Origin of the sequence: Promicromonospora citrea, from assembly GCF_013004695.1 — a bacterium.
GTDB classification, from domain to species: domain Bacteria; phylum Actinomycetota; class Actinomycetes; order Actinomycetales; family Cellulomonadaceae; genus Promicromonospora; species Promicromonospora citrea.
In genome coordinates, this window is sequence record NZ_JABEMG010000133.1 from 1 (window position 1) to 12,252 (window position 12,252).

A 12,252-nucleotide genomic window follows, 5' to 3' on the forward strand; every position below is an offset into this window, starting at 1 on the left:
GCCGCCACGGCGCGGCTCAGCGACCCCGTCCGCGCGTACGCGTCGAGCAGGCCGGGTGCGACGGCGGCGACGTCGAGCCGGTCGAGCGGCGCCGAGTGCACCCCGGACGCCACAGGCGTGACCAGCCGGTCGGCGACCCGCCACCCGAGGCGGGACCGGACGAGCGTGCCGAGGTCGGTCGGGTCGACGAGCCGGGCGGGCAGCACGCGGTCGAGCGCGGCGCGCAGGACCCCCGGCACGCCGATCGCGCGGCGCACGTCGCCGGCCCACGGGCGGGACGGGATGCCGAGCACCCCGGCAGCGGGCAGCGGGAACGCGTGCCCGGCGGCCCAGCCCCAGGCCGACAGCCCGGCGGGCGCCTCGACCGTCAGGCCGAGCTCCCGGACCAGCTCCTCCACGGCCCCGCCGCGCACGGCGAACGACTCGGCGCCGAGGTCGAGCGGCACGCGCGGCAGGGACGGGAACGTGCCGCCGCGCACCGGTCCGCCCGCCCGGTCGGTCGCCTCGAGCACGACGACGCGCAGCCCGCGCCCCGCCAGCGTGTGCGCGGCGACGAGCCCGCCGACCCCGGCCCCGACGACGACGGCGTCGACCGTCTCGGCGGCACCGGGACCGCCCGCCGCGCCGCCGCCGGCCCCGCTCACAGCGAGTGGACCAGCTCGACCACGCGCGTCAGCACCGTCGGGTCCGTCTCCGGCGGCACGCCGTGGCCCAGGTTGACCACGTGCCCCGGCGCCGTGCGCCCGCGGGCCACGACGTCGCGCACGTGCGCCTCCAGCACGTCCCACGGCGCGGCGAGCAGCGCGGGGTCGATGTTGCCCTGCAGCGGCACGCCGGGCAGCACCGCCGCCGCCTCGTCGAGCGGGGTCCGGTAGTCGATGCCCACCGCGTGGTCCGTCACGCCCGCCTCGACCAGCACCGCCCGCAGCGCCGGCAGCAGGTGCGCCGTGCCCGTGCCGAAGTGGATGGCCGGCACGCCGCTGCCCGCGACCGACGCCAGCGCCCGCGCCGACGACGGCGCGACCCGAGCGGTGTAGTCGGCGAGCGAGAGGGACCCCGCCCACGAGTCGAAGAGCTGCACCGCGCTGGCCCCCGCCTCGACCTGGGCGCGCAGGAACGCGCCCGTCAGGTCGGCGGTCCAGGCCACCAGCGCGTCCCACGTCGCGGGGTCCGCGTGCATGAGGGTGCGCGCGGCGAGGTGGTCGCGCGACGGCCGCCCCTCCACGAGGTACGCGGCCAGCGTGAACGGCGCCCCGCCGAAGCCGAGCAGCGGCGTCGACCCGAGCTCGGCGACGGTGAGCGCGACGGCCTCGCGGATCGGCGCGAGCGCGTCGTCGTCCAGGGTGCGGGCGGTCAGGCGCGCGACGTCCTCCGGGGTCCGGTACGGCTGGTCCATCACGGGGCCGACGCCCGCCACGATGTCCACGCCCACGCCGGCCAGCCGGAGCGGCACCACGATGTCCGAGAAGAAGACCGCGCCGTCCACGCCGTGCCTGCGCACCGGCTGCAGCGTGATCTCCGACGCCAGGTCCGGCCGCAGGCAGGCCTCGAGCATGCCGGTGCCCCGGCGCACCGCGCGGTACTCGGGCAGCGAACGGCCCGCCTGGCGCATGAACCACACCGGCGTGCGGCCGGGCCGTTCACCCCGCAGGGCCTGCACGAGCGGCGCGGCGGCGGTCCGCCCGTCGGTGAGCGGGTGAGCGGGGGCGAGCGTGGTGGACTTCACGCTGATCGATTCTGCCCTGCCGGGCGACGGTGCATAAAGTGGAGGCACTGTGGTTCTCCTCTCCCTCACCGCCAGCCACCGCGAGCTCGACCTCGACGCGCTGGAGCGCCTGTCCACGGGTTCCTCGTCAGTGGGTCGCGCCGTCGTCGGCGCGTGCGGCCCGGTCGCCGGTGCCGTGGTGATCTCCACGTGCAACCGCTTCGAGCTCTACCTCGACGTGGACGCCCCGCTCAGCGGCGACGCCGTGCGGCACGCGACGCAGCACGTGGCCGAGCTGGTCGCGCACTCCTCCGGGGTGACGGGCGAGACCGCGGCCCGCAGCTTCACCGTCCGCACCGGGCAGGAGGTCACCGAGCACCTCTTCGCCGTCGCGTCGGGCCTCGACGCCATGGTCGTGGGCGAGCGCGAGATCGCCGGGCAGGTCAAGCGTGCGCTCGCCGAGGCACGCGAGCAGGAGACCACCTCGAAGACCCTCGAGCTCCTCTTCCAGACGGCGTCGCGCACCTCCAAGCGCGTCGGCACGCAGACCGAGCTCGGTGCGGCCGGCCGGTCCGTCGTCGCGCTCGCCCTCGACCTGGCCGAGCGCGAGGTGCCGCCGTGGGACAGCACGCGCGCCGTCCTCATCGGCACCGGCTCGTACGCCGGGGCGTCCGTCGCGGCCCTGCGGGCCCGCGGCTGCACCGACATCCGCGTCTTCTCCCGGTCCGGCCGCGCCGCGACCTTCGCCGCGTCGCACGATGTGCAGCCCGTCGACTCCCTCGTGGAGGCGCTCGCGGACGCCGACCTCGTGGTGAGCTGCAGCGGCGCCCGCGGCCGCGCCGCGGCCGACCGGCCCGGAGACGGCCAGGACGTCCCGGCCCCGCAGGACGACCTGCACCTCGCCGTGGTGGAGGGCGACGTCGGCGGCCCGGCGGCGCTGCCGCACCTGCGCACCGACGCCGCCCCCGAGGCCAGCCTCGGCCACGTGCTCGACGCCGCGGGGCTGGTCCGGGCGCGCGAGCGGGCCGCCGACCGCGCGGGCGACGAGGCGGAGCCCCGCCCGCTGGTCATCCTCGACCTCGCGCTGCACCGCGACGTCCACCCCGGCGTCGCCGACGTCGAGGGCGTGCTGCTCTACGACCTCGCGACCCTCAAGGCCCACGCGCCCGCCGTGGCGCACGACGTCGTCGCGCAGGCACAAGCGATCGTCGACGACGCCGCTCACCGCTTCGAGGAGACGCGGCTCGGCCGTGAGGCCGACGCCGCGGTGGTCGCCCTGTTCGACGAGGCGGAGGTCCGGGTGCGCGCGGAGGTCGACGTCGCCGTCGCCCGCTTGTCCCAGGAGCTCGCCGCGCGGGGCGAGCCGGGCCCGCAGGAGGCCGACGTCGACCTCGTCGCGCGCGACGTGCGCAAGCGCGTGCACGCCGAGCTGCACGACAAGATCGTCGCGGTGCGCGCCCGGGCGACCGCCGAGGCGCGGGCCGCGGAGGCCGCCCTCGTGCGCGACGCGGAGGCGCTCACCGCCGAGGCGTCCGACCGGCGAGACGCGGACTCCGGCGCCCGCCGTTAACGCACGCCCCCGCAGCGGGGAACAGCCGGAAGAACAAGCCGGGCAGAGCGGTTTACACGGTCTATTACGGGCATCGTTATGCAATCGTGATGTGGGTGATTTTATTCACCCGGGGGTGAAGACTAAGTTCGGGGGCTCAAGGACCGAAGCGCTCAGGCGCAACGAGATGCTGGAGCAACCTTTTGAAGCACGCAGCACCCAAGAAGAAGACCGCATCGGCGGGCGCGCGCACCATCGCGACCGTCGCCATCGCGACGGCGGCCACGGGTATGGCCGCCCCGGCCATGGCCGCCGAGTCCGCGTCGCTCGACTCGCTCGGTGACCTCAACACCACCACGGAGGGCCTCAAGTCCACCCTCCCCGCCCTGTCGTCGACCTCGATCGACCTCGACGAGCTCACCGCGGCCGTCCCGGTCGTCGACACGGTGGCCGGTGAGGTGAGCAAGAAGCTCCCCGCCTCCATCGCTCCCACCACGGCGCTCGCGCCGAACTACGAGCCGGCGCAGTTCGTGTCCGGCTCCGTCCAGCAGGCGCCGCAGGTCGTCTCGGACGTCGTGCGCGGCGTCACGAACGGCTCGGTGGCCGGCGGCGTGACCGGCACCGCCCGGTCCGCGCTGCAGACCGTGCTCGGCGGCGGCGTCGTCGGCACCGCGACCGGCGCCGCGAGCGGTGTCGTGAACGGCGTGGCCGGCGGCGTCCTCGCGGGCGGCGTCCAGGGTGTCGCGGGCGACGCCCTCGGCACCGCGACCGGCACCGTCTCGGGTGTCGTGAACGGCGTGGCGACGGGCGACGTCGTGCACGGTGCCGCGGGCACCGTGTCGAACGTGGCCGGCACCGCGACCGACGTGGCCGGCGGTGTGCCGTCCACGGTGGCCGACGTGCTCCGCAGCCTGCCCCAGGTCCTGGGCGGCGTGACCGCTCCGGTCGCGGGCCTCACCGCCAACCTGCCGGGCGTGCTCGGCGGCGTGGGCGGCGTCGTGAACAGCGTCGTGTCGAACGTCCCCGGCGTGGTCGCGAACGTTCCCGGCGTGGTCGCCAAGGTCACCACCCCGGCCGCCGGTGCGGTCGAGACCGTGGTGGGCGACGTGGCCGTGGACGGCGTCGTGCGGACCGCCACGACCCAGGTCGTGCCGGGCGCCGTGGGCTCCGTGCAGAACGACGTGCTGCCGGGCGCCACCTCGACCGTCGGCACCGTGACCGGTTCCGTGGTCCCGGGTGCCGCGGGCACCGTGACCGGCACGGTCCTGCCGGGTGTCACCAGCGAGATCGCCGGCCCGGTCGTCGGTGACGTCGTCCTCGACGACGTCGTCGGCGGTGTGGTCAAGGGCGGCGTCGTGGAGGACGTCGTGAAGCCGGTCGTCAAGGACACCGTGGTCGACAAGGTCGCCAAGCCGGTCGTCGAGGACGTCGTCGTCGAGGGCGTGGCCAAGCCCGTCGTCAAGGACGTCGTCGTGGACGGCGTGGCCAAGCCCGTCGTCGACACCGTGGGCAGCACCGTGCAGGGCGTCGCGGGCGGCGCGGTCGGCGGCGTCACCGGCGCCGTGGACGGCCTCACCGGCGGTGCCGTGAGCGGCCTCACTGGCGGGCTGCTGGGCGGCCTGTCCTGATCCGGACCTTCGTCCGCACCCGGGCCCCGCAGAGGGCCTGAGAACCAGGAGGACCCCAGCCTCTTCGGACTTGACGCAACAGGGTGGAGTGCCATTCGGCGCTCCACCCTGTTTGCGCTTTCCGGCCGGGTCGGAAGGTTCCATCGGGAATGCGTTTGTTACCGTATCGTTACCATGTGGAATGCTTTTTCGGAAGTGCCCCTTTTTCCTGGATCGCAGATCAGGTAACGTCGGCGCGGCCCCCGTCTCTTGGGCCGTCGTCGCCGACCAGCTGGAGCAGCTCTCATGAAGCACGCCGCCGTCAAGCCCTCGTCCGCCGCCAGGTCCACGGCGTCCCGCGTCGTGGCGACGATCGCGCTGGCCACAGCCGCCACGGCCGTCGCGACCCCGGCCATGGCCTACGACGGCGGGCACGGGCACGGGCACGGCGGCTACGGCCAGGGCGGCCACGAGGGTCGCGGGCACCAGGACGGGCACGACCGCGGACGGTCGGCCCAGGCGCCCCGCTCCTACGAGCCGGCGCGCTACACCGAGCCCGACTACGAGACGCCGAGGTACCGGTCGCAGGGTGACTGCGACCGCGGCGCCGGCCAGGGCGAGCGCACGAGCCGCGGCACGACCGCGCGCCACGCCGCGCCGCAGGCCGGACCGGAGCAGGGCGGCCGGCAGCAGGGCCGCTGGGACGAGCAGGACCGCGAGCGGGTGCGCGAGGCCGTCGAGCAGTACCTCGAGCAGGCGCAGGAGCAGGCTCCCGAGCCGAAGCCCGAGGTCGTCAAGCCGGTCCAGTCCACCCCGGCGAAGGCCCCCGCCGCGACGACCACCACGCAGGCGGCCGCGGCGCAGACGACGACCACCGTCGCGCAGGCCTCGGCCGCGACCCGCACGTCGTCCGAGCCGCTCGCCGTGCAGGCGCCCGGCCAGCAGTGGGAGGGCCCGACGTCGGCCGACACGGCGGGCGCGGAGCTCACCTCCTACGTGCCGGGGCGGGCGGGCGCCGAGCACGAGGCGGCGGCGCTCACCGAGGCGACGCTCGACGCCCCGATCAAGCTCGCGCTCACCGGCGCCGAGGCGGCGACCCTGACGGCCGCGGCCGGTGCGCTCGTGGTCGGCGGGGCCGGCGCCCTCGTCATGGCGCGTCGCGGCCGCTCGCAGAGCTGACGACGGCGGTCTTCCCGCAGGCTTCCCGCCCGGCCCCGGACACCCGTCCGGCGGTCGGGCGGTGTCGTCCCCGACGGGTGCCCCGGGTCAGCCCGGCAGCCACGTCGGTGCGTCGGTGCCCCAGGGGCGCGCCGGGTGCGGGTAGTCCTCGTGGCCGGGCAGGGCAGGGCGCGCCGTCCTGACCCCGCCGTGGGTCACCGTGGTCGTCTCGTCGGCCGGCGGCGGGGCGGCGGGCGGGTGCGCCGGGTCCCTGCCGGGCAGGTCGAGCAGCCAGGTCGCGGTGCGGGCGAGCGAGACCGAGACGCCCCGCCCACGGCCGTCCCCGCCGGTCCCGCCCGCGCCGTCCCGCAGGCCGAGCGCGTCGACGACGCCCGCCGCGAGCAGGTACCCCGACGCGTGGTCCAGCGCCTGGGCGGGCAGGGCCCCGGGCGCCCCGTCGCGCTCCTCCAGCAGCGCGACGCCCGTCGCGGCCTGGACCACCGAGTCGAACCCCCGGCGCCCGGCCCAGGGGCCCGCCGTGCCCCAGGCCGAGACCCGCCCCGTCACGACGCCGTCCGGCACCCGGAGTCCGAGCGCCTCGACCGCCCCCGGCCGGTACCCGGTGACGAGCACGTCGGCCGTGTCGAGCAGGCGCTGCGCCGTCCGGAGCCCCGACGGCGTCCGGAGGTCGAGCACGGTGCTGCGCTTGCCCTGGCCGGTGTCGAGGTGCTGCCACGCGATCTCGGCGGGCTCGGGCGGGTCGACCCGCAGCACGTCGGCACCGGGACGCGCGCCACCCGGCCTCGGAGCGCACGCGCACGACGACGGCACCGCGCGCGGCGGCGTCCTCCTCGAGCGCGTGCGCGGAGAGCTCGGTGAGGCGCTGCGCGAAGGCGTCGCGGCCGACGTCGTCGGGCAGGCCGACGAGGGCCGTGAGGCGGGACCGGTGGTGCGGGTAGTTGGCGTGCGTGCGGACCCACCCGTCGGCCGTCCGGAAGAAGCCGGAGAGAGCGGCGAACCCCTCGACCGGCCGCCCGTCGACGGCGAGGACCCGGTCCGAGGCGAAGGCCGTGGCGATGCGCGCGGGGGCGGGGGCGGGCTGCGTGCCGGGGTCGTCCCTGGCGTCGCGTCCGACGGCGCGCTGCACCGCGCGGACCGCGTCGAGCGCGAGATCGAGGACGGGCAGACGAGCGGCGAGCCAGGGGTGCACGACCCCATCATCGCCTCGTCGAGGAAACATCACGGGCCCCGACAGAACCGGACCAGAGGCGTGGATACACTCGCCGCATGGCCAAGAACCCCTCCCCCGACTTCGTGCTCCGGCCCTTCGAGGGCCTCCCCGGCGAGACCGACTGGGTCGCGATGCGCGAGATCGTCCCGTCGGCGACCGCGACGGCCCGCACGACGGCCGAGTACGGCGCGCGCGACGTGACGGTCGTGACGCTGCTGCCGGGGGCCTGGACCGCCCTGCACCGCACGGACGGCGCCGTCCTGCTCGCCGTGCAGGGCATCGTGGGGTCGGGCGACGTGAGCCGTGACCTCGCCGCCGCGCTGCTCGAGGCGCTCGAGCTCGAGCCGGGCACCGCCGTCGAGGCCGGCGGGCTGCCGGGCGAGGGCCCGCGCCTGCAGGACGTGCTCGACCCGGACGTCCCGTTCGAGGTCACGGTGCACGACACGTTCGACTACTGGCTCGCCCCGGACGCCGACGTCGACCCCGAGCTCAAGCAGAACCTCGAGGACGCGGCCGACGGCGCGATCCCGACGGTGAAGGTCTCCACGGTCGAGTCCGCCTACTGGTGCCGCATGACGCGAGAGTTCCTGCGCTGGGCCCGCCCCGAACCGGAGGACGACGTCATCGACGCGATCTCCCGGCTCCACGCAAAGCGCGAGTCAGGGCTCGCGGGTGGAAGGTTCGTGGGAGCGTTTCGTGCGTCCGGGCTGGTGGTCCCGGTCTGGGAGCTGCCGAAGGGCACGACCGCGGAGGACCTGGAAGGGCCGGTGGCCGAGCTCGGGGAGAAGCTCACGAAAGCACTTTCCACCACGGAGCCGCTTGATGCGAACGAGCGACGCGCAAGAGCAGGTATCGTCTCTCGCCAGGTCACCCTTCGCTAGACCGGACGCCCCGGCCGGTCCTGCGCGAGCGACCCGGAACGCGTCGGCAGTCACCGCGGATCGCCACGAGCGGTCCAGGTTTCGGCAACTAGCGGACCAAGGGAGTAGGATTCCAGGGGTAAACCTTTGCACTCACCAAGCAAAGGACTCTCCGAACACCCACGACGGCAAATCGACGCTTCAGGCAGGACAGGTGTGAACGCTCTCCCGGTCGCGAAGACCACGCGTCCCGGCAATGCACAGGCAGGCAAGAACGTCCAGCGGGTGGCGGCGGTCATCCCGGCGAAGGACGAGGCCGAGCGCATTGCGGCTACCGTGCGCTCCGCGCGCGCGATCCCGCACGTCGACCTCGTCCTCGTGGTCGACGACGGCTCCGAGGACGACACGCAGCACGTCGCGCGGGCGGCGGGCGCTGTCGTCGTGCGGCACTCGCACAACCGCGGCAAGGCCGCCGCGATGGAGACGGGTGCCGCCGTGGTCGCGATGCGCGACGCCGACGGGCGCCCGCCGCGCCTGCTGCTGTTCATCGACGGCGACCTCGGCGACACGGCGGTGAACACCGCTCCGCTGGTCCGTCCGGTCCGCGAGGGTGTCGCGGACCTCGCCATCGCCCTGCTGCCCAAGCAGGTGGGCGCGGGCGGCCGCGGCATCGTGGTGGGCACCGCCCGCCGCGCGATCGAGGCGATGACGGGCTGGAGCCCGTCGCAGCCGTTGTCCGGCATGCGCTGCCTGACCCGCGAGGCGTTCGAGGCGGCCACGCCGCTCGCCCGTGGCTGGGGCGTCGAGACGGGCATGACGATCGACCTGCTGCGCAAGGGCTACGTGGCCGTCGAGGTGCCGTGCGACCTCAAGCACCGGGCCTCCTCCAACGACCTCAAGGGCCAGATCCACCGCGCGGCCCAGTACCGCGACGTGCTGCTGGCCGTGAACGCGCGCAAGATGCGCGGCGCGGTCGACGCCGTGCGGCACGGGGGAACGAACGTCCGGAGCTGACCGGCCGTCCGCCGGTGCCGGCCCGGCCCCTGCCGGGCGTCCACACAGGACCGCACCGGCATCCACGCGGGGTGCCCAGGTCCGCCACGTACTCTGACGCCATGGAGTGGCAGGCGTGGCTCGGGATCGTCGCGATCGTGGTCGCGGTGCTGGCGCTCTCGGTCGCCGTCGTGGTCTGGACGCAGCAGGCCCGGATGCGGCGGCGCGGCCCGCAGCGCTCGCCGGACCAGGGCGCCGTGCCGGCGCCCCGCCTCGCCGTGGTCGTGAACCCCTCCAAGCAGGGTGCGGCGGGGCTCCAGGTGCAGGTCCGGGCGTACTGCAGCGCGCACGGCCTCGAGGAGCCCCTCTGGTACGAGACGAGCGTGGACGACCCGGGGCAGGGCCCCGCGCGGCGTGCGCTCGAGGCAGGGGTCGACGTCGTCGTCGCGGCGGGCGGCGACGGTACCGTGCGCGCGGTCGCGGAGACGATGGTCGACTCGGGTGTGCCGATGGGGGTGATCCCCGTGGGCACGGGCAACCTGCTCGCGCGCAACCTGGAGCTGCCGCTCACGGGTGTGGACGAGGCGCTCGACATGATCGTGCACGGCCGGACGCGGGCGATCGACGTCGGGTGGCTGCGCGTCACCGAGTTCGCGCCCGAGCCGCGCAACGGGGACCACCCCAACCAGCCCGACCACGAGCCCGACACCGAGCGCCGGCACATCTTCCTCGTCATCGCGGGCCTCGGCTTCGACGCGGCGATGGTGGCCTCCGCCGACGCCGCGCTGAAGAAGCGGGTGGGCTGGGTGGCCTACTTCGTGGCCGGCCTGTCCCACATGCAGGCCCGGCGGATGCGCGCCACGCTGCAGCTCGACGACAGCGCTCCCGTCGAGGCCCGGGCCCGCTCCATCATGGTCGGCAACTGCGGCATGCTCCCCGGCGGCGTGACGCTCCTGCCCGACGCCGTGCTCGACGACGGCGTGCTCGACGTCGCGGCCGTCGACGTCCGCGGAGGGGTGTTCGGCTGGGCCCAGCTCACGCTGGAGATCGCGATGCAGGGCGTGGGGGTGCGCAACGAGCTGCCCGAGAAGCTGGGCCGGATCGACCACACGAAGGCGCGCCGCGCGCGGATCCGGGTCCCGGCGGGCGAGGAGGCGCAGGTCGACGGCGACCCGCTCGGCCGCGCGGTCGAGATCGACGTGCACGTCCAGGCGGGCGCGCTGCTGGTCCGGGCACCGTGAACGGCCGCGCCCCTTACCCTGGGCGGGTGAATCCCCGTCCCGCACGTCCCACGACCGTCCCCGCAGTCCTGGTCCTGGTCGTCGCGGTGCTGCTGGGTCCGGCGGCCCCGGCGGCGTGGGCGGGTCCCACCCGGGCGGCCGCCGTGGCCGCCGTGGCCGACGAGCCCGCTGCCCCTGTCGTCGTGGTCGGCGTCGCGGGGCTGCGCTGGACGGACGTCTCGCGGAGCACCACGCCCAACCTGTGGCACATGATCGGCGGCGGGTCCGTCGCCTCGATCAACGTGCGCACGGCTGCCCCGGCGACGTGCCCGCTGGACGCGTGGCTCACGCTGTCGGCGGGCAGCCGCACCGTCTCGGCGGGCAGCGCCGAGCGGGCCGACAGGCCCGGCGCGGCCGAGGACGGCGAGACCGAGGCGCGCGGGGCGACGTCGTGCACCCCGGTGCCCCGCGCCACGGGTGCGGGCGGTGACGGCCCGGCGCCCGCGACGGTCGAGGGCTGGGCCGGCCTGCCGGAGCGCGAGGACGAGGACGACGAGGAGCCGGCAGCGGACGCGCCGCAGGCCCCCGCGCCCGGGCTGCTCGGCGAGCTGCTGCACGAGGCGGACGCGTGCGCGACCGCTGTGGGGCCGGGCGCCGCCGTCATGCTCGCGCGCGAGGGCGGGGTGGTGGACCGCTACGTCCCGTCGCTCGACGCCTTCGTCCGTGCCGCGGAGCCGGACGAGGCGGAGGAGGCGAGCCCCGACGCCACCGACCGGCCGGCCGTGCCGGGGGCGGGCTGGGGCGACGCGCTCGTGGAGTGCCCCGTGACCGTCGTCGACGCCGGCAGCCTGCCCGAGGGTCCGGAGCGCGCCGACGCGCTCGACACGCTGGACGACACCCTGAGCACCCTGCGCGGCGGCCTGCCGTCGGGGACCCGCGTCCTGGTCGCGGGCATCGCCGACACCCCGCTCACGCAGCAGGGTCTCCAGGTCGTCGTCGACTGGGTGGCCGACGTGCCCCGCGTGCGCTGGCTGACGTCCGAGGCGTCGCGCAGCACCGGGTTCGTGCAGCTCACCGACCTCACGGCGACGGCGGCCGAGGCGGCGGGCGCGCTGCCGGGGCCCGGGTCGGGCGAGCCGGGGCAGGATCTCGGCCCGGTCCTCGACGAGCCCGCGATCGACGGCATGCCCGTCGTGGTCGGCGAGCCGCGCCGCACCAGCGTCGCTCGCACCGTCGAGAACCGGCAGTACGTCAACGTGCTCTCGGACACGATCCCCGCGCAGGTGCCCGCCTTCGTCGGCTCCATCGTGCTGTTCCTGGTCGTCGCGCTGCTCGTGCTGGTGCTGCCGCGCCGCACCGCACGGCCGCGCCGCGAGCCCGGCCCGTACCGGAAGCGTCTCGCCGCCGCGGCGGCTCTGCTCGCCGTCTCCGCACCCGCCGCGGCGAGCCTGGCCACCCTGAGCCGGTGGTGGGTGTGGCCCGCGCCGGAGTTCGGCCTCGCGCTGTCCCTCACGGTGGCCACCGTCGTCGTCGCCCTCACCGTGCGGGGGGTGTCCGCGCTCCTGCCGCCCGTCGTGTGGCGCGTCCCGCTCGCCGCCGTCGGGGTCACCTGGCTCGTGTTCACGCTCGACGGCCTCACCGGCTTCACGCTCCTGCAGGGTTCGCTGCTGGGCCCGTCGCTCGCCACGGCAGACCGGTTCTACGGCTTCCCGGACGTCGCGTTCGCGCTGTACGCCGTGACCGGCCTGCTGCTCGCGGCGGGGCTCGGGGTGATCGCCGCACGCCGCGGCGCCACGGCAGGTCGCCGGGCGGCCGGCGGCGCGCGAGGGCCGGCCCGCGCGTCGTGGGGCGCCGTCGCGGTCGTCGCGGCGGTCGCGCTCGTGACGGTCGGCGTGGACGCGGCGCCGTTCCTCGGCGACCGGCGCCGCG

General features: G+C 75.9%; 9 protein-coding genes and 1 pseudogene. 7 read left to right on the forward strand and 3 right to left on the reverse strand.

Going from position 1 to position 12,252, the window contains the following annotated elements:
* Both HLB15_RS19365 and hemE read right to left on the reverse strand, forming a co-directional pair.
* Nucleotides 1-644, reverse strand: a 644-nt coding sequence (locus HLB15_RS19365; RefSeq protein WP_171107719.1) for an NAD(P)-binding protein, incomplete at its 3' end; no start/stop codon positions are given.
* Nucleotides 641-1,726 carry a uroporphyrinogen decarboxylase gene (gene hemE / locus HLB15_RS19370; RefSeq protein ID WP_229784905.1) on the reverse strand — a complete coding sequence of 362 codons (1,086 nt, stop codon included), beginning with the start codon at nucleotides 1,724-1,726 and terminating at the stop codon, nucleotides 641-643. The genes hemE and HLB15_RS19365, both read right to left, overlap by 4 nt.
* A 49-nt stretch (nucleotides 1,727-1,775) precedes the next feature.
* On the opposite strand from hemE, the gene HLB15_RS19375 reads away from it, so the two are divergent.
* The 3 genes from HLB15_RS19375 (at nucleotide 1,776) to HLB15_RS19385 (ending at nucleotide 6,040) form a co-directional block, all read left to right on the forward strand.
* Nucleotides 1,776-3,275 (forward strand): glutamyl-tRNA reductase, encoded by a 1,500-nt coding sequence (locus HLB15_RS19375; protein ID WP_171107723.1) that lies wholly within the window; start codon nucleotides 1,776-1,778, stop codon nucleotides 3,273-3,275.
* 182 nt (nucleotides 3,276-3,457) lie between these two features.
* The gene (locus HLB15_RS19380; protein ID WP_171107726.1) at nucleotides 3,458-4,882 is read left to right on the forward strand and encodes a hypothetical protein; all 1,425 of its coding nucleotides are present in this window, start codon (nucleotides 3,458-3,460) and stop codon (nucleotides 4,880-4,882) included.
* 285 nt (nucleotides 4,883-5,167) lie between these two features.
* A complete protein-coding gene (locus tag HLB15_RS19385) occupies nucleotides 5,168-6,040 on the forward strand; it encodes a hypothetical protein (protein WP_171107728.1) in 873 nt (290 codons plus the stop codon).
* An 87-nt stretch (nucleotides 6,041-6,127) separates the two neighbouring features.
* On the opposite strand, the gene HLB15_RS24360 is transcribed toward HLB15_RS19385, so the two are convergent.
* On the reverse strand, nucleotides 6,128-6,793 hold the full coding sequence (locus HLB15_RS24360; RefSeq protein ID WP_311979596.1) for a CoA transferase: 666 nt from the start codon (nucleotides 6,791-6,793) through the stop codon (nucleotides 6,128-6,130).
* Between the two features lie 513 nt (nucleotides 6,794-7,306).
* On the opposite strand from HLB15_RS24360, the gene HLB15_RS19395 reads away from it, so the two are divergent.
* From HLB15_RS19395 to HLB15_RS19410, 4 genes and pseudogenes are all read left to right on the forward strand, one after another.
* On the forward strand, nucleotides 7,307-8,131 hold the full coding sequence (locus HLB15_RS19395; RefSeq protein ID WP_171107730.1) for a DUF5926 family protein: 825 nt from the start codon (nucleotides 7,307-7,309) through the stop codon (nucleotides 8,129-8,131).
* A gap of 195 nt (nucleotides 8,132-8,326) precedes the next feature.
* Entirely contained in the window at nucleotides 8,327-9,124 is a 798-nt protein-coding gene (locus HLB15_RS19400) for a glycosyltransferase family 2 protein (RefSeq protein WP_373291023.1), read from the forward strand.
* A 101-nt stretch (nucleotides 9,125-9,225) separates the two neighbouring features.
* Entirely contained in the window at nucleotides 9,226-10,344 is a 1,119-nt protein-coding gene (locus HLB15_RS19405) for a diacylglycerol/lipid kinase family protein (RefSeq protein WP_171107732.1), read from the forward strand.
* A gap of 26 nt (nucleotides 10,345-10,370) precedes the next feature.
* A pseudogene (locus tag HLB15_RS19410) lies at nucleotides 10,371-12,252 on the forward strand (hypothetical protein); the annotation flags it as partial.